This is a genomic window from Nocardiopsis alkaliphila YIM 80379 (genome assembly GCF_000341005.1).
Lineage (GTDB): Bacteria > Actinomycetota > Actinomycetes > Streptosporangiales > Streptosporangiaceae > Nocardiopsis > Nocardiopsis alkaliphila.
On record NZ_ANBD01000080.1, the window covers coordinates 1 to 16,789 of the forward strand.

The 16,789-nt window shown below is 67.6% G+C and carries 14 protein-coding genes; 4 read left to right on the forward strand and 10 right to left on the reverse strand.

The genetic code is table 11. The features are described 5' to 3' along the window. Window positions 1-127: 127 nt before the first annotated feature. From D472_RS0112615 to metH, 4 genes are all read right to left on the reverse strand, one after another. Window positions 128-1,165, reverse strand: coding sequence for an ABC transporter permease (locus D472_RS0112615; protein ID WP_026117632.1), 1,038 nt, complete (start codon window positions 1,163-1,165; stop codon window positions 128-130). Window positions 1,166-1,773: 608 nt separating this feature from the next. Next, window positions 1,774-2,280 (reverse strand): cellulose synthase, encoded by a 507-nt coding sequence (locus D472_RS0112620; protein WP_239642962.1) that lies wholly within the window; start codon window positions 2,278-2,280, stop codon window positions 1,774-1,776. Between the two features lie 154 nt (window positions 2,281-2,434). Further along, on the reverse strand, window positions 2,435-3,145 hold the full coding sequence (locus tag D472_RS0112625; RefSeq protein ID WP_033303692.1) for an HAD family hydrolase: 711 nt from the start codon (window positions 3,143-3,145) through the stop codon (window positions 2,435-2,437). Window positions 3,146-3,223: 78 nt separating this feature from the next. Beyond that, window positions 3,224-6,697, reverse strand: a complete 3,474-nt coding sequence (gene metH, locus D472_RS0112630; protein ID WP_083903454.1) for a methionine synthase — start codon at window positions 6,695-6,697, stop codon at window positions 3,224-3,226. Between the two features lie 361 nt (window positions 6,698-7,058). Here metH and D472_RS0112635 point away from each other — a divergent pair, with 361 nt between their 5' ends. Beyond that, a complete protein-coding gene (locus D472_RS0112635; RefSeq protein ID WP_017604853.1) occupies window positions 7,059-7,898 on the forward strand; it encodes a PAC2 family protein in 840 nt (279 codons plus the stop codon). Window positions 7,899-8,120: 222 nt separating this feature from the next. Next, window positions 8,121-9,275: a glycosyltransferase family 4 protein gene (locus tag D472_RS0112640; RefSeq protein ID WP_026117633.1), complete on the forward strand. Its 1,155-nt coding sequence runs from the start codon at window positions 8,121-8,123 to the stop codon at window positions 9,273-9,275. 4 nt (window positions 9,276-9,279) lie between these two features. On the opposite strand, the gene D472_RS0112645 is transcribed toward D472_RS0112640, so the two are convergent. The 5 genes from D472_RS0112645 to D472_RS0112665 all read right to left on the reverse strand — a co-directional run bounded on the left by D472_RS0112645 (window position 9,280) and on the right by D472_RS0112665 (window position 12,787). Continuing rightward, window positions 9,280-9,705, reverse strand: coding sequence for an ABATE domain-containing protein (locus tag D472_RS0112645; RefSeq protein ID WP_026117634.1), 426 nt, complete (start codon window positions 9,703-9,705; stop codon window positions 9,280-9,282). A 123-nt stretch (window positions 9,706-9,828) separates the two neighbouring features. Continuing rightward, the gene (gene mshC, locus D472_RS0112650; RefSeq protein ID WP_083903455.1) at window positions 9,829-11,052 is read right to left on the reverse strand and encodes a cysteine--1-D-myo-inosityl 2-amino-2-deoxy-alpha-D-glucopyranoside ligase; all 1,224 of its coding nucleotides are present in this window, start codon (window positions 11,050-11,052) and stop codon (window positions 9,829-9,831) included. A 104-nt stretch (window positions 11,053-11,156) separates the two neighbouring features. Further along, on the reverse strand, window positions 11,157-11,342 hold the full coding sequence (locus D472_RS28645) for a hypothetical protein (protein ID WP_017604857.1): 186 nt from the start codon (window positions 11,340-11,342) through the stop codon (window positions 11,157-11,159). Window positions 11,343-11,520: 178 nt separating this feature from the next. Further along, window positions 11,521-11,832 (reverse strand): hypothetical protein, encoded by a 312-nt coding sequence (locus D472_RS0112660; protein ID WP_239642963.1) that lies wholly within the window; start codon window positions 11,830-11,832, stop codon window positions 11,521-11,523. Window positions 11,833-11,983: 151 nt separating this feature from the next. Further along, on the reverse strand, window positions 11,984-12,787 hold the full coding sequence (locus D472_RS0112665; protein ID WP_017604859.1) for an NRDE family protein: 804 nt from the start codon (window positions 12,785-12,787) through the stop codon (window positions 11,984-11,986). A gap of 290 nt (window positions 12,788-13,077) precedes the next feature. Between D472_RS0112665 and D472_RS0112670 the strand changes: the two genes are divergently transcribed. Then, complete coding sequence (locus D472_RS0112670) at window positions 13,078-15,639, forward strand: HAD-IC family P-type ATPase (RefSeq protein WP_033303695.1); 2,562 nt, start codon at window positions 13,078-13,080, stop codon at window positions 15,637-15,639. A 115-nt stretch (window positions 15,640-15,754) separates the two neighbouring features. Beyond that, window positions 15,755-16,327, forward strand: coding sequence for an NUDIX domain-containing protein (locus D472_RS0112675; protein ID WP_017604861.1), 573 nt, complete (start codon window positions 15,755-15,757; stop codon window positions 16,325-16,327). Window positions 16,328-16,343: 16 nt separating this feature from the next. Here D472_RS0112675 and D472_RS0112680 read toward each other — a convergent pair whose 3' ends face one another. Continuing rightward, the gene (locus tag D472_RS0112680) at window positions 16,344-16,649 is read right to left on the reverse strand and encodes a hypothetical protein (RefSeq protein WP_033303698.1); all 306 of its coding nucleotides are present in this window, start codon (window positions 16,647-16,649) and stop codon (window positions 16,344-16,346) included. Window positions 16,650-16,789: the final 140 nt, after the last annotated feature.

Genomic DNA, 16,789 nt, shown 5'->3' on the forward strand with positions numbered 1-16,789 from the left:
GCGACGAAGCCAAGGGTGCGTTTCCTCAAGGAACTACCTCTCTTGGGACCTGGTGTGGGGATGATTGGACCCGCGGGTTGATCCACGTCCGGGCGGGGAGGTCGGGGCCGCCCCGCCCGAACGGAGATCAGTCCGAGGTCTTGGGGTCGAAGGCATCGCGCAGGCCATCACCGAACAGGTTGAAAGCGAGCACGGTGATGAAGATCGCCAGACCCGGGAAGATGATGAAGTAGGGCGCCTGCTGGTAGAAGGGCACCGCTTCGGAGAGCATCTTGCCCCAGCTGGGGGTGGGCGGGTTGATACCGACGCCCAGGAAGCTCAGCGCCGCCTCGAACAGGATGTTCGTGGGGATCAGGAGCGTGGCGTAGACGATGATCGGCGTGATCAGGTTCGGCAGGATCTCCTTGAGGAGGATGTGCCGGTTGCCGGCGCCCAGGCTCTTGGCCGCCTCCACGAACTCCCTCTCGCGTAGGGCGAGGGTCTGTCCGCGGACGATGCGCGCGATGTAGGGCCAGTTGAAGAAACCGATGATGAAGACGATGACGCCGATCCTGAGCCCGTTGCCGGTCAGTCCGAGGACGCCTTCGGGGATGACGCCGACCAGGGCGATGGCGAAGAGCACCAACGGGAAGGCCAGGAAGATGTCCATGGCACGGCTGATGACGGTGTCGACCCAGCCGCCCATGTAGCCGGCGATGATACCGAGCAGGGTGCCCAGGGCGACGCAGACCAAAGTGGCCAGGAACGCGACCAGCAGGGAGATCTGGGCTCCGTAGACGATGCGGCTGAACAGGTCACGTCCGGTGGTGGGTTCGACGCCGAGCAGGTGGTCGCCACTGATGCCGCCCCAGCGGTCCACTCCCAGTTCGGGGTTGTCGGGGTCGACGTAGGGGATGCGCCGACTGGGGTCGATCAGGTCCTGGTGGAACTGGGTGGGCGGATGCCCGAACCACTTGGTCAGCAGGGGCGCGAAGATCGCCGCCAGGATGAGCAGCACCACGACGACGCCGGAGACCATGGCGACCTTGTCGCGGCGCAGACGCTGCCAGGCGATCTGCCGCAGGGACCGGTTCGCGGCGTCACTACGACCTTCGGTGGCCGCCGCTGCGACGTCCACGGTGTCGACCCTTTCGGACGACTCAGGGACTTGCGAGGGCGCACTCATCAGGCCACCACTCTCCACTCTTGCGCTTCTGACCGAGAGGACAGAACCCACGCGTGAGCCGCCCAAGGGGTGACCTTGCGGGTCTCACGGTGGGGCCGGTCGGTTCTCGACACGGGCTGGTGCGGGCTTTCGCGTCAGGCGTGGTGGGAGGGATCGGCCACCACGTCGGCGCCGGCACACGGGAGGGCGATCACTTCGAGAGGATCGACACCCAGATGGACCGTTCTGCCCGGGATGTTACACAGCGACTAACTTACTCCCCCGATGGATGCACCCTGTCCAGTCATCACCCATGTAGCTCAATCGTAATAAAACCTAACAAACACTCCACATGGGAACTAAAGCCCACAAAGTTCTCATTCATCGGATGACAGGGGCGATGTGGGGTGACGGCCGTCGACTCAGGCCTCCCACACCCTACGAGTACGCCTGCGGAGAAAGGAACAGAGAGCCCTGGACTATGACAAGCGCCATGAAACAGGCCGTATTGATACATGACCGCAGCGCGGCTTCGGACACACGACGACGGTGGCCCCGCTTCACCGGGACCACCGTCGTGTCATCGGTCTCCCCGTCTCCCCGTGTCCGGGAGGAACAGGGCCATCAGGTCATTCGATGCCGTGCTTGCGCAACAACGCCTCGATCTCGTCGAGGTCCTCGTCGCCACCGGCCTTCTTCTGCTGAGGCGCCTTGACCTGGCCGGCGGTGGGCCTGGCCGGATCGGCCGCCGGACCGCCCTGGGCCTCGGCACCCGGTCCGCCCCCCTCCGACGCCTTGCCCTGGGCACCGGACTTCTTCACGCCGATCCCCCGCGCCTTCATGATCCCCGAGACGACGTAGAGGATGACCATCAGCGGAACCAGGGCCACACCGATCCACACGATCGGGTTGAACACCAGCCCGGCCAGAACGCCGAAGAGCCCGAGCACGAACTGCATGATGACGTTCATCAGACCGAGCAACCCCGCCACCAACGGCAGCATCGACCAGGCCATACCGCGCAGCCCGTAGGCCAGGCCCTTCCGGCGCCACACGAAGAACGAGATGATCAGGCCCACCGCGGCGAGCGCGGCCCCCAGGGTGAGGCCGGACGTCATAGTCAGAGTGTCAGGCATGTGCCCAGTCTCCCATCCCACGCCCGAACACACATCCGGCTCATCCCCTAGGTCGTCTCACCCATCCGGAACCGATGAGCCCCGCACCGGGAGTCGATGCGCCCGTGGGCGTGAAGTTCCCAGACCTCCACGCTACCCGCGGTCCCCCTCCAGATCAGCGGTCGGCGACCAATGACTCCAACCAGTCCAGGTCGATCCCGACCAGGCTCTCCCGGAACACCACACCCTCACGGGGCGGGATCTCCACGTGATTGGGGATCGCCACGGTCGCGCATCCGGCGTCGGCGGCCGAGGTCACTCCGACCACGGAGTCCTCCACCGCCACACAGCGCCTCGGGTCCACGCCCAATCGTCGGGCGGCCTCGAGGTAGGGGTCGGGGTGTGGTTTGTTGGCGGCCACCTCGTCCCCGGCCACCGAGTCGTCAAAGCTCTCCAACCCGATTCCGCCGATGGCGGTGGCCACCAGTTCACGTTCGGTGGAGGTCACCAGCGACACCGGCACGCCCGACTCCGACAGCAGGGTCACCAGTTCCTTGGCCCCGGGACGCAACTCCGTGCCCGCCTTCAGCTTGCTCATGAATCGGGCGTAGAGACGGTCTGCGACCTGGCGCGGGGTGAGATCGACCCCGGTCAAACCGATGATGTAACGCCCGACCGGCTCCGCGGCGTTGCCGACGTTCTTGATGTGGTCCTCCTCGGTCCACACCCCGCCCAGGTCGGCGACGAGCTCGGCCTCGGCCTCGTTCCACAGATGTTCGCTCTCGATGAGGGTCCCGTCCATGTCCAGCAGGACGGCCTGCAGCCGGCGGCCGCCGGCCCGGTTCCCCTCGCTCGGTCGGGTATTCACAGTGTTCAATCGACTCATCTCGACTCGTGGCCCTCGAACCCGGCACGGGGAAGGCCCCACCGGTGCCGAACACCGATGGGGCCGAGCCTCGGCCGGTCAGACGTTGAAGTATGTCGCCTCGGGGTGATGAATGACGATCGCGTCGGTGGCTTGTTCGGGAACAAGCTGGAACTCCTCGGACAACGTCACCCCCACCCGTTCCGGCTCCAACAGACTCATGATCTTGGCCCGGTCCTCCAGGTCGGGGCAGGCCCCGTAACCCAGGGAGAAGCGGGCCCCCCGGTAACCGAGCTTGAAGAAGGCCTCCAGTTCGGCCGGGTCCTCCCCCGCGAATCCCAGCTCCGCGCGCACGCGGGTGTGCCAGTACTCGGCCAAGGCCTCGGTCAGCTGCACCGACAATCCGTGCAACTCCAGGTAGTCGCGGTAAGCGTCCTTCTCGAACAGTTCCGCGGTGGCCCGGCTGATCGCCGAGCCCACCGTCACCACCTGGAAGGAGACCACGTCCAGCTCCCCCGACTCCTTGGGGCGGAAGAAGTCCGACAGGCACAGGTGCCGGTCGCGACGCTGGCGCGGGAAGGTGAAGCGGGTACGTTCGACCGATCCGCTCTCGTCGAGCACGACCAGGTCGTCCCCCTCGCTGTAGCAAGGGTAGTGGCCGTGCACGACCGCGGCCTCCAGCAGCCCCTCGGTCTGGATCCGGTCCAGCCACATCCGCATCCGCGGGCGGCCCTCGGTCTCCACCAACTCCTCGTAGGTGGGGCCGTTACCGCCACGGGCGGCCTTGAGTCCCCACTGCCCCATGAAGGTGGCGCGCTCGTCGAGGAAGGAGGCGTAGTCGGCCAGGGCGATGCCCTTGCTGATCCGGTCGCCCCAGAACGGCGGGGTCGGCACCTTGTTGGTGGTGGACACGTCGCTGCGAGCGGGCATCTCCTCGGGTTCGGTGACCTTCAGGGTGGCGCCCCGCTTGACCCTGCGCTGACGCAGTTCGGGCAGCTTGGCGTTCTCGTCACCGCGCTTGATGGCCATGATGGTGTCCATCAGGCGCAGGCCCTCGAAGGCGTCCTTGGCGTAGCGAACCTCACCACCGAACATGTCGGCCAGGTCCTGCTCGACGTAGGAACGGGTGAGCGCGGCGCCGCCCAACAGCACCGGGAACCGTTCGGAGATCCCGCGGGAGTTCATCTCCTCCAGGTTCTCCTTCATGATCACCGTGGACTTGACGAGCAAGCCGGACATCCCGATGACGTCGGCGCGTTTCTCCTCCGCGGCCTCCAGGATGGCCGACACGGGCTGCTTGATGCCCAGGTTGACGACCTCATAGCCGTTGTTGGACAAGATGATGTCGACGAGGTTCTTGCCGATGTCGTGTACGTCGCCCTTGACGGTGGCGAGCACGATGCGGCCCTTGCCGTCGTCGTCGGTCTTGTCCATGTGCGGTTCGAGGTAGGCCACCGCCGCCTTCATCACCTCGGCGGACTTGAGGACGAACGGCAGCTGCATCTGACCGGAGCCGAACAGTTCGCCGACGGTCTTCATGCCCGCCAGGAGGGTGTCGTTGACGATGGTCAGAGCCGGGCGCTGGACCAAAGCCTCGTCCAAGTCGGTCTCGATACCGTTGAGCTCACCGTCGATGATGCGCCGTTCCAGGCGCTCCCACAACGGCAGGGCGGCCAGTTCCTCGGCGCGGGAGGCCCTCATGGACTTGGCATCCACTCCGGTGAACATGTCGATGAAGGTGGACAGCGGGTCGTAGTCGCCCTCACGACGGTCGTAGATCATGTCCAGCGCGACCTTGAGCTGGTCCTCGGGGATCTGGTTGATCGGCACGATCTTGGAGGCGTGCACGATCGCCGAGTCCAGCCCCGCTTGGACCGCCTCGTGCAGGAACGCGGAGTTGAGCACGATGCGGGCCGCCGGGTTGACGCCGAAGGACAGGTTGGACAGACCCAGGGTGGTCTGCACGTCCGGGTAGCGCTCCTTGATCTCCCGGATGGCGTTGAGCGTCTCCAGGCCGTCCCGACGGGTCTCCTCCTGTCCGGTCGTGATGGGAAAGGTGAGGCAGTCGATGACGATGTCACCGGTCCGCATCCCCCACTCGCCGGTGAGTTCCTCGATGATCCGGGTGGCCACGCGCACCTTGTGTTCGGCGGTGCGGGCCTGGCCCTCCTCGTCGATGCACAGGCCGACCACCGCGGCACCGTGTTCGGAGACCAGCTCCATGATGCGGGTGAAGCGCGAGTCGGGACCGTCACCGTCCTCGTAGTTGACGGAGTTGACCACCGCGCGACCGCCCAGTGCCTCCAGGCCGGCCTCCAGGACCGAGGGCTCGGTGGAGTCGAGCATGAGCGGCAGGGTGGAGGCGGTGGCCAGGCGGGAGGCGAGCTCGCGCATGTCGGCCACGCCGTCACGACCCACGTAGTCGAGGTTGACGTCCAAGACGTGGGCACCGTCGCGGATCTGGTCCCGGGCCATCTCCACGCAGGTGTCCCAGTCCTCGGCCAGCATGGCCTCGCGGAACTTCTTGGAACCGTTGGCGTTGGTGCGCTCGCCCACGGCCAGGTAGCTGGCGTCCTGTCGGAAGGGGACGCTCTGGTAGAGGGAGGAGACCGAGGCCTCCACCACCGGCTTGCGGTTCTTGAGGCCTCGCCCCTGCACCCGTTCCACGACCTGGCGCAGGTGTTCGGGGGTGGTGCCGCAGCAGCCGCCGACCAGACTGAGCCCGAACTCGGAGGTGAAGGTGTCGTGGGCGTCGGTCAGTTCCTCGGGGGTGAGGTTGTACTCGGCGCCGTTGGGTCCCAATTCCGGCAGACCCGCGTTGGGCATGCAGGAGATCGGGATGGGCGAATGGTGTGCCAGGTAACGCAGGTGTTCGCTCATCTCGGCGGGGCCGGTGGAGCAGTTGAGACCGATGACGTCGATACCCAAGGGACTCAGGGAGGTCAGGGCGGCACCGATCTCCGACCCCATGAGCATGGTGCCGTTGGTCTCGATGCTGACCTGGGCGATGATCGGAACGTCCTTGCCCAGTGCCTTGCGGGCTCGCTTGGCTCCGATCACCGCGGCCTTGACCTGGAGCAGGTCCTGGCAGGTCTCGATCAAGATGGCGTCGGCGCCGCCGTCGATGAGCCCGCGTCCGGCCTGTTCGTAGTGGTCGCGCAGGAGTGCGTAGGGGGCGTGCCCCAGGGTGGGCAGCTTGGTGCCCGGACCGACCGAACCCAGCACGTAGCGGGGCTGTTCGGAGGTGGAGTAGGCATCCGCCGTCTCACGGGCGACACGCGCTCCGGCCTCGGCGATCTCGTAGGTGCGGTCTTCGATCCCGTACTCGAACAGACCGCCGTAGTTGGCGGAGAAGGTATTGGTCTCGACGCAGTCGGACCCGACTTCGAGGAAGGCGGCGTGGGTGTCCCGAACGATGTCCGGTCGGGTGATGTTCAGGATGTCATTGCAACCCTCGTGCCCCTCGAACTGATCGAGGTCGAGATCGTGCGCCTGCAACATGGTGCCCATCGCCCCGTCCGCAACGATCACTCGCTGGGACAGTGCTTCACGGAATGTCCGTCGATCTCTCATATCGGCAACTCTAGTCTCGGGCATCGCGGAATCGGGGGAGTCGCTCGCGGGGAACGGCACCTGTGCGGACCACGACGCGCAGCGGGTGAAGGCGGCTGGGGACGTCAAGGTCCTGGTCAGTCGCTGACCGTGAGGCTACCCCATCTCCCATTTCGCTCCATGAGACGGGTATCCCAGAACAACGCCTTCACTCCCTTTGGACCACCTTCTTCACGAAGACATCTCTTTATTTGTCTCAATATTTGAGATAAGTGTCTCAAATTCACGCGCCGGTCTTCAGGAGGTGACCGTGCGCAACGGTTTCCCGGGCATGGCGGCACCCCATAGGGTGGGAGGCGTCCACGTCCAGGAAGGGGCCGTCATGTTCAAGCTCGACCGAGAGCTCGTCGAGCCTGTGATGGTCGCGGCGTTCGAGGGGTGGAACGACGCCGGTGAGGCCGCGAGCCTGGCCGTGGAACACCTGTCCGACATGTGGGGCGCGCAGGAGTTGTGCGCGCTGGCCCCGGACGACTACTACGACTTCCAGGTGACCCGACCGCGTATGTCCGTGGTGGAGGGGCGACTGGGCGAGGTCGAGTGGCCCACCACCCGAGTACGAGTGGTACGCCCCTCGAACGCACGCCACGACGTGGTGCTGGTGAGCGGCCCCGAACCCAACCTGCGGTGGCGTTCCTACACCGCCGACCTATTGGCCATCGCCCGTGAACTGGGCGTGCGACGAATCGTACTGTTGGGTTCGCTGTTGGCCGACGCCCCGCACACGCGCCCCGTCCCGGTGAGCGGCATGGCTTCGCCGCCCGAGCTGGGAGCCCGCCACGGCCTGGACCCCTCCACCTACTCGGGACCCACCGGCATCGTCGGTGTGGTGCACGAGCGCTTCGACGCCGCGGGAATCGAAACGGTCTCCCTGTGGGCCGCCATCCCGCACTACGTGGCCCACCCCCCGTGCCCGAAGGCCACCCTGGCGTTGTTGAGCCGGGTTCAGGACTTCGTGGGCGCCGAGGTCCCCTTCGGTGATCTACCGGAGGAGTCGGTCTCGTGGGAGAGCGACGTCGACAGCCTGACCGCCGAGGACGAGGACATCGCCGCCTACGTGCGTGGCCTGGAGGAGGCCAAGGACACGGTGGACCTGCCCGAGGCCTCCGGGGACGCCATCGCCCGTGAGTTCGAGCGGTACCTGCGCCGTGAGGACGAAACGTAACAGATCATTACCTGAGGTAATGATGACATTACACGTTTTTTAGGTGTCGGCGACTACCTTTTCCTGGACACGGCTCGCGGCCCGGAGGAACGCGAGGGGAACCGTCGTGAGGGGAAGTCGTGGCCACGCCCGGCCGCCCCTGTCCTGACGGTGCGCCTCCGGAGATGACCCGGACCGATCGTCCCTTCCGCCCGCGAGGGGAGGGCTCGGGGGGACGTACCTGTGAAAATCGCCTTTGTCATCGCAAACGGCTACGCCATGGGCGGCACCGTGCGCACCGTCCACAACCTCGCTCGCGGACTGTCCGCGCACCACGAGGTCGAGATCGTCAGCCTGGTCCGTAAACGCCGCCACCCCTTTTTCACGCTGGACGAACGGGTGCACATGCACGCCCTGGACGATCAGACCGAGGAAGGTGGGCGACCCCTGAGTCGGTTCACACAGGCCTGGTGGCAGCGACGCGCCCGCTCCGTGATCCCCGAATCCGAGCTCGCCCGCAACAAGAACTACACCCCCGAGGCCGTCTCCGGCCTCCATCGCTACCTGCGCGTCACCGACGCGGACGTGGTGATCGGAACCCGTCCGGGCATCAACCTCCTCCTGGCGGCCTGGGCGCCCAAACGCCTGTGCGTGATCGGTCAGGAGCACCTCAACCTGGCCGAGCACAAGTCCGATCTGCTCGAGGCGATCGACCGGCGGTACCACGACCTGGACGGGCTGAGCGTGCTGACCGAAGCCGACCGGGACGCCTACCGGCGGCTGCTGGGACGCGGAGGCGACTTCCTCACCGTCATCCCCAATGCCCTGGAACCGCAGGTCCCGGCACGGGCGACCCTGGACGAGTCCGTGATCGCCGCCGCCGGACGCCTGTCCCCGATCAAGCAGTATCCCAAGTTGGTCGAGGCGTTCGCTCAGGTGGCAAAGAAGCATCCCGAGTGGAACCTGCGTATCTACGGTGACGGGGACAGGGCCACCCAGATCACCGAGACGGCCCGTCGGCTGAACATCGAGGACCACGTCACGCTCATGGGCAAGACCAAGGAGTTGCCCGATGAGCTGTCCAAGGCGTCGATCCTGGCGGTGAGTTCCAAGGTGGAGGGCTTCGGGATGACCATCGTGGAAGCCTTCTCCGTGGGGCTTCCGGTGGTGAGCTTCGACTGCCCGCACGGTCCCGGCGAGATCATCGACCACGAACGTAACGGGTTGCTCGTGCCGCCACAGGACACCGAAGCCTTGGGACGTTCCCTGCTCCGGCTGGTGGAGGCCCGCGAGGAACGCCACCGCATGGGTGCGGCGGCGTTGGAGTCCGCCTCCCGTTACCGCCTGGTGGACATCGTTCCCCGGTGGGAGGAGTTCTTGGAGTACCACCGCGCCTAAGGGGTCAACGGCGCATGCGGCGCCATTCGTCAGTGGCCACCACCGCCGCCCAGGCCCCGGCGATACGGGCCAGGCCACGACGCACCTCGTCGACCACGGCCGGGGCCAGGGGCGATTCGGCCTGTTCGACGGGTTCCAGGCGCACGGTGACGCGCAGCCCGTCCAAGACCTTCTGGGCCCGGGCCAGGGTCTCGGGGTCCGGCGTGGTCGAGCGGTCCAGCAGGGCGCGGATGCCATCGCGCAGGGTCAGGGCCTCGTCCAGGTCGGCGAGGGTGATCGGGATGGCCCCCTCGGTGACCAGGCGGTGTTCACGCAGGAATCGGGCGAGATCGGACCGGTCCGCGAGGCGGCCACCGGTGGAGACGAAGTCCGCGATGAGTTCCGCCGGCGCGCTGGGGCGAGTGGGGGTACTGGTCGTGGTGGTACTCATGAGCACCATCACATCACGTCGTACCGACCGTCGGGGGTGTTTCGGTCGGTCGTGGCCACAGGTGGTCATGACGGTCGGGCCCGGGGTTCTCCGTGCCCGCCCTCACGGCGGGCACGGAGGCACTCAGAGCTTGACGCCCAGCAGGGTGTCGACGGTGGCGCGCACCAGGCCCGGCGCACCCGTGTCGCTCCCGCCCTCGGACAGGGCGGTGGCGGCCCAGGTGTCCACCGCGGTCAGGGCCGCCGGGGAGTCCAGGTCCTCGGCGAGCGCGGCACGCACCGCGGCCAGCACGGGGGCGGCGTCCGGAGCGGCCCCCAAGGCGAAGGCGGCGCGCCAGCGTTCGGCGCGTTCGGTGGCCGCCGGGAGTTCGGCGTCGGTCCACTCCCAGGCGCCGCGGTAGTGATGGGAGAGCATCGCCAAACGGATGATCGCCGGGTCCACCCCCTCCTGTCGCAGCTTGGAGACGAACACGAGGTTGCCCAGCGACTTGGACATCTTCTCGCCGTTCAGGCCCACCATGCCCACGTGCAGGTGATTATGGGCGTTGGGGCCACCGGTCGCACAACGGGTCTCGGCCGCACCCATCTCGTGGTGCGGAAAGATCAGGTCGTTGCCGCCACCGTTGAGGTCGAAGGACGGACCGAGCCGGTCCAGGGCGATGGCGCTGCACTCGATGTGCCAGCCGGGGCGGCCACGGCCGAGCGGGCTGTCCCAGGAGGGTTCGTCGGGGCGTTCGGCCCGCCACAGCAACCAGTCGAGCGGGTCCTTCTTCCCACCGCGCCCGGGGTCTCCACCTCGTTCGCCGAACAGCTCCAGCATCTGCTCACGGTCCAGCCCGCTGATCTCACCGAACCCGGGCGCCTCGGCCACGGAGAAGTACACGTCGCCGTCGAGCTCGTAGGTGGCCCCGGTCTGGCGGATACGCGCGGCCAGTTCGCTGATGAGGTCGATCGACTCCACCACCCCGACGTAGGAAGTGGGCGGGATGACCGAAAGCGCGGCCATGTCCTCACGGAAGACGTCGATCTCTCGGTGAGCGAGGTCGCGCCAGTCGACACCGGTGGCCGTGGCCCGTTCCAGGAGGGGGTCGTCGATGTCGGTGGTGTTCTGCACGTAGTTCACGTCGTGCCCGGCGTCCCGCCAGACGCGGTTGACCAGATCGAAGGTCAAGTAGGTGAAGGCGTGTCCCATGTGGGCGGCGTCGTAGGGGGTGATTCCGCAGGCGTACATCCCCGCGGTGGCACCAGGCGTCGTCGTCCTTATCCGCCCGGTGGCGGTGTCGTGGATACGCAGGGGGCCTCCGGCACCCGGCAGGGGGACGATGTCAGGCACAGACCATGAACGCATGAGGGAAGACTATCCGCACGGGTGCTCGACCAACGCACCGATGTCGCTCTCGTGCGCGGGTGATGATCACCGCAGAGGGGATGGGAATATCTCGGCCCTGGACGTTACTGTGCGGCCTGGGAGACCCGTCCTCGGCCGATGAGGAGCGCGCTCAGCACGGCGGTGGCACCACAGCCCGCGGCGAGGAGTTCGTTCCCCAGCCGCCAGTGCAGCAGCGCCCCACTGACGGAGACGACGTAGAGCAGCCAGTACGCGATCGACTCCAGATAGTGACCGTTGCGGTCGGACATGGGAGACCCCCTGTGCTGTCGGCGCGCTTGTCGACACACCGTCGACGACCATTGGGGCCGCCTTAACTGAGGGACGCCCCGGTTACACGGAGGGTTTACGCGACCTGGAGGTGATGGCGAGCACCGGTCCCGCCCCGGCACGCGGCCGGGGCGGGAGGCCCAAGGGAAGCGGGCTCGGTCAGGGGTGGACGGCCAGTTGCGCCTCGAGCAGATCCAGGTCCTCGGCGGCGCGGGAAGAGGGGTCGTCCATCATCGCGCGCAGACGCCTGCGGGCGGACTTGGCCTGAGAGCGCTCGGCCACCGGCTCGGCCGCCAAACGCCCCAGTCCGGAACGGAGACCGGTGGGCGTGCGCATACTCCACGAGGCGTCATCGGCGGTCAGGAGGAGGCCAACGGTGCCGTCGGTCCGCACCCGGACCCACTGCCCCACCAGATCGGCGGGATCGCCCAGGGGACGCGGGGCGGACGCGGAGACGGAGTGGGCGCTCATCATGGCGTGTTCCTTGGAAAGGGTCGTGATCGTGGACTGCTGTCTGAGATGAGACGCTCTCGCAGCCCGCCTATGACGCGCTTTCGGAAAACTTCCGGCCGAGAATTCTCCTGCCCTTACCGACCTGCGGTGACTTGAGGAGATCTCTGCGTCAGGTATCGATCATCCGCCAGGCCTCGGAGCGGGCCGGGGTGTCGGTGAAGGCGTAACGAACCGTCTCCCCGTCCATCGCCAGCAGCGTCACCGAACCCGTCGACCACACCCGCCCCTCACCCAGGTCGGCGTGGGCGATCAACGCGGAGGGGTCCCCCTGGGTGGGCCCCACCCCGGCGGATCTCGGTGTGGCATGAGCGGCCTCGGCGATGAGTCCGGGCCACTCTCCCCAGACCTCCTCCACCGTATCGGCGCTGGACAGGTCCGGGTCCGGGCGGGTCCGGGCGAACTCGGGCGTGTGCCGGGCCGCCCGGGGATCGACCGCGTCCAACCCGGTGTTGACGATGGTGGTCACCCCCGTAGGCAAGGACCTGACGTCCATACACCTGCCATCCCAGCTGTAGAGGGTGGCCTGGCGCGTGTCGGCGTCCAACAGGTGGAAGGGCGCGTAACCGGTCGGATCCTGTCCCGCCAAGGGGTCGAGTGCCGCCCGGGGCTCCCGGGCCCGTCGCCCCAACGCGTGCAATGGCAGGTCCCCCCGGCTCGCCGGATAACTCCCCTCCCAGGGCATCCGTCCATCCCAGGGCCACCCGTTGAGCAGCGCGGCCGCACGAGGGCCGGTGGGATCGACCGCCAACCAGGTCCCTCCGGCCAGGCTGTCGCGCCCACCGATCAGATCGGGCCGCTCCGGCCAGTGGTGGTCCGGCCACTCCCAGGGGCGTGAGCGCATTTCGTCCCGCAACGCGACCACGACCAACGGTGTGGTGGCGTCCGGATCGAAACCGACGATGACGGTGCACATGTGTCCCCCTGGGAGCTCACGGTGGTGGTTCCCGTCGGTCGCCGGTGTTCCACTTCGAATCCCGGGGTGAGGGGCCTCCGACGACCGTTCCGAAAGCCGACCTTAGCGCCTCTTGACGTGGACCCTCCTGACTCGACCTCCCCCGGCCCGAGCTCTCGTGGCCTGTCCTCTTCTAGTCTGAGGGCTCTCTACTCTTGTTCTCAACGAGACCGAAGTCGGTCACAGGTGTGTTCCCGAGTGCCGTCATGACCGACCCCTCCTCATCTCGCCCGCCTGACCAGGAGTCATTCGTGCCCGAAAAAGCAGACCGGCCCCACAAGGGTCCGGCCTCCACGGCGACCGCCCCGGGACCCTCACCGTCCCTGACCGGGCCGCCGCAGGAGCCGGGACTGTCGCTGGAGGAGGTCGCCGAACGCGTCGCCACCGGCCGGACCAACGACGTCCCGATCCGGGCCGGCCGCAGCGTCGTCCAGATCATCCGGGGCAACGTCTTCACCCGGATCAACGCGATGATCGCGGTGTTGTTCTCGATCATCGCGGTGATCGGGCCGGTCCAGGACGGGCTGTTCGCGATGGTCATCGTGATCAACACGCTGATCGGCATCATTCAGGAGCTTCGTGCCAAGCGCACCCTGGACAAGCTCGCGATCGTCAACGCCGCCCGTCCCCGCGTGGTCCGGGGCGGCGCGACCGTCCACGTGGCCACCCAGGAGATCGTGCTGGACGAGGTCCTGGAGATCGGCGTGGGTGACCAGATCGTCGTGGACGGTGTGCTCACCTGGGCCGGTGGTCTGGAGGTCGACGAGTCGTTGCTGACCGGTGAGGCCGACCCGGTGGTCAAACGACCGGGCGACACCGTGATGTCGGGCAGCTTCGTGGTGGCGGGCGCGGGTCGCTTCCGGGCCACCAAGGTCGGTCGGCACGCCTACGCGGCCCGATTGGCCGAGGAGGCGAGCCGTTTCTCCCTGGTGCACTCGGAGCTGCGCTCGGGGATCGATCGGATCCTTCACTGGATCACCTTCGCCCTCTTCCCGATCGGCGGCCTGCTGATCTACAGCCAGCTGTTCATGGGCGGCCACGTCACCCTGGACGCAGGAGCCGCCTCGAACGGGATCTTGGGACCGTTCGCGGACGCTCTGCGCAGCATGGTGGCGGCCCTGGTGTCGATGATCCCCGAAGGGCTCATCTTGTTGACCAGCATCGCGTTCGCCGTCGGGGTGATCCGTCTGGGGCGGTACAAGTGCCTGGTGCAGGAACTGCCCGCGATCGAAGGGCTGGCCCGGGTGGACGTGGTGTGCACCGACAAGACGGGCACCCTGACCGAGGTCGGCATGAGGTTGGCCCGGATCCATGACCTGGGGGGTCTGTCGCGCCAGGGCGGGGAAGGGCGAACCCAGGACACTCCCGCGATCTCACCCGTCCGGGTGTTGGCGGCCCTGGCCTCGAGCGACCCGAATCCCAACCCCAGCATGGTCGCGATCGCCGAGGGCTGCGCGGCCCAAGGGCAGCCCGCCCCGGAGTGGGCGGTCACGGCCTTGGCCCCGTTCTCCTCCGCGCGCAAGTGGAGCGGTGCGAGCCTGCTCACCCCCGACGGTGAGGAGCACTGGGTGCTGGGCGCCGCCGACGTCCTGGTGTCCTCGGACTCCCCCGCCGCGGCCGAGGCCGCCCGGCTGAGCGCACAGGGGTTGCGGGTTCTGCTGCTGGCCCGAGCCTCGGCACGGGTGGACGACGGTCTCGCCCCGGGGTCGGTGGAGCCGGTCTCCCTGGTGGTGCTGGACCAGCGAGTACGCGAGGACGCCGCCCCGGCCCTGGACTACTTCGTCGACCAGGGCGTGAACGTCAAGATCGTCTCCGGTGACCACGCCGCCTCGGTGGGCGCGGTCGGCCGTGAACTGCGGTTGGCGGGTGCCGAGCATCCGGTGGACGCCCGAGAGCTGCCCGAGGGGTTCGAGGATTTCTCGCGCGAGGTCGAGGCCGGTTCGGCCTTCGGGCGGGTGACCCCCGAACGCAAGCGCGACATGGTGCGAGGGCTGCGTGAGCGCGGGCACACGGTGGCCATGACCGGTGACGGCGTCAACGACGTACTGGCCCTCAAGGAGGCCGACATCGGTGTGGCGATGGGCGCGGGGAGCCCCGCGTCGCGTTCGGTGGCGCAGTTGGTGCTGTTGGACGACCGATTCGCCGTCCTGCCTCGGGTGGTGGCCGAAGGCCGCCGGGTGATCGGCAACATCGAGCGGGTGGCGAGCCTGTTCCTGACCAAGACCGTGTACACGATGACGTTGGCCATCGTCGTGGGTCTATTGGCCGTCGCCTACCCCTTCTTCCCCCGGCACGCCACCCTGATCAACGCCGTGACGTTCGGTATCCCCTCGTTCTTCCTGGCCTTGGCGCCCAACACCGACATCGCCCGGCCCGGGTTCGTGCTGCGGACGTTGCGTTTGGCGATCCCCTCCGGTCTGGTGTCGGGGTTCGCTGCGGTGACGACCTACCTGTTGGTGTTGGGCGGCCGCACGGTGCCCGACCCCTCCGACCGCACAGCGGTGGTGATCACGTTGTGCGTAACGACGCTGTGGGTGCTGTTGCTGGTGGCCAAACCGTACGTGTGGTGGAAGGTCGCGCTGGTCGGTTCCATGGTGGGGCTGCTGACGTTGGCGATGGTGACACCGTGGGGGCGGTGGTTCTTCGACCTGGACGTGAGCGATCCGACCAAGGTACTGACGGGGTTGACCGTGGCGGGGGTGGCGATCGCCGCGATCACGGTGATCCGTGTGGTGGACGACCGGATGATGGCCCGGTCGCGGGCCACGGCGAACGAGGAGACCGAGCCGGAGCGGGAGCAGGCCTTGGCCTAGGGGCGGGAGGGGATTTTCCGTTCTCGGCTGGTCTTCGGCCAGCGTGGGAACTGTTCAGCCCCGTCCTCAGCCGGAATGCTGGGTGCGCCACGTGGCTGGAACGACTGGAGCGATATTGAGCATCCCCAACACGCATGTCCGCGCCGTGCTGGACGCCTATCTGGAACGCTTCCCCAAGGAGGTCGACGCGGCCGCTCCCCTGGTCCAGGCCTTGGACGACGAGCATGAGCTGGCTTCACCCAAAGAATTCCGTATCGGGCACGTGACCGCGGGGGCCGTGGTTCTGGACCCGTGCTGGCGGGTGCTGATGGTCCGGGAGGACTCCAGGGGTTCATGGCTGTTGCCGGGCGGACACCTCACCGAAACCGACGGGGCCCTGCACGAGGCCGCGCGGGACCGGTTGACCCAGATCACCGGACTGGTTCCCGAACAGCTGGTGGCCACCTCCGAAGACCTGCCTTCGGACCTGGATTCGCACCTGGTACCCGAGTCGCTCGACCTCGGAGAGCCCGAGCACCGGCACTTCACGTTCCTGTACCTGTACCGCGCGACCGCCGCCACGGTACCGGTCGGTTCGCATACCTTCGGTGACCTGGCCTGGCGCCCGCACACCGACATCCCCTCGGCCCGGTTGGCGGCCAAGATCTCCCAGGCATTGGCCCCCGACCGTGAGCCCACCAGAGGCTGAGGCCTCCGGCGCCACATCAGAGGTTCTCCAAGTACCGATTGACGAGCGCCGAGGTGAACCCGGCCTCGGTGTGGCCGGCCCGCACCGGCTCGTGTCCAAGGTCGTCCCCGATCTCGATCATCGCGCCCCTCATACCCTCTCCTCGGGCCCGCTCCACCGCGAAGCCGATCGCCGAGCCCACGCCCTCCTCATGCAGCTTGGAGACGAACACCAGGTCGCCCGGCGACTCGGACCTCTTCACGCCGTTCGGGCCGACCACGCCCATGCGCGGGTGGTCGTGGGTATCGGGCCGACCGGCGGCGCGGCCGGTGGCACACGACACGGTCAGGGATGCGCGGCGACTTGGAGGTCGAGCAGGTCCAGGGCGGCGGTCCCCGGGGAGGAGGGATCGTCCATGACGGCGCGCAGACGCCTGCGCACGGTCCGGGCCTCGGTGCGCCGGGAGATCGGCTCGGCCGCCAG

Bases quoted from the DNA above. Each gene is read 5' to 3' on its own strand.
- D472_RS0112615 (WP_026117632.1), bottom strand. From the start codon at position 1,165: ATGAGTGCGCCCTCGCAAGTCCCTGAGTCGTCCGAAAGGGTCGACACC.
- D472_RS0112620 (WP_239642962.1), bottom strand. From the start codon at position 2,280: ATGCCTGACACTCTGACTATGACGTCCGGCCTCACCCTGGGGGCCGCG.
- D472_RS0112625 (WP_033303692.1), bottom strand. From the start codon at position 3,145: ATGAGTCGATTGAACACTGTGAATACCCGACCGAGCGAGGGGAACCGG.
- metH (WP_083903454.1), bottom strand. From the start codon at position 6,697: ATGAGAGATCGACGGACATTCCGTGAAGCACTGTCCCAGCGAGTGATC.
- D472_RS0112635 (WP_017604853.1), top strand. From the start codon at position 7,059: ATGTTCAAGCTCGACCGAGAGCTCGTCGAGCCTGTGATGGTCGCGGCG.
- D472_RS0112645 (WP_026117634.1), bottom strand. From the start codon at position 9,705: ATGAGTACCACCACGACCAGTACCCCCACTCGCCCCAGCGCGCCGGCG.
- mshC (WP_083903455.1), bottom strand. From the start codon at position 11,052: ATGCGTTCATGGTCTGTGCCTGACATCGTCCCCCTGCCGGGTGCCGGA.
- D472_RS28645 (WP_017604857.1), bottom strand. From the start codon at position 11,342: ATGTCCGACCGCAACGGTCACTATCTGGAGTCGATCGCGTACTGGCTG.
- D472_RS0112660 (WP_239642963.1), bottom strand. From the start codon at position 11,832: ATGAGCGCCCACTCCGTCTCCGCGTCCGCCCCGCGTCCCCTGGGCGAT.
- D472_RS0112665 (WP_017604859.1), bottom strand. From the start codon at position 12,787: ATGTGCACCGTCATCGTCGGTTTCGATCCGGACGCCACCACACCGTTG.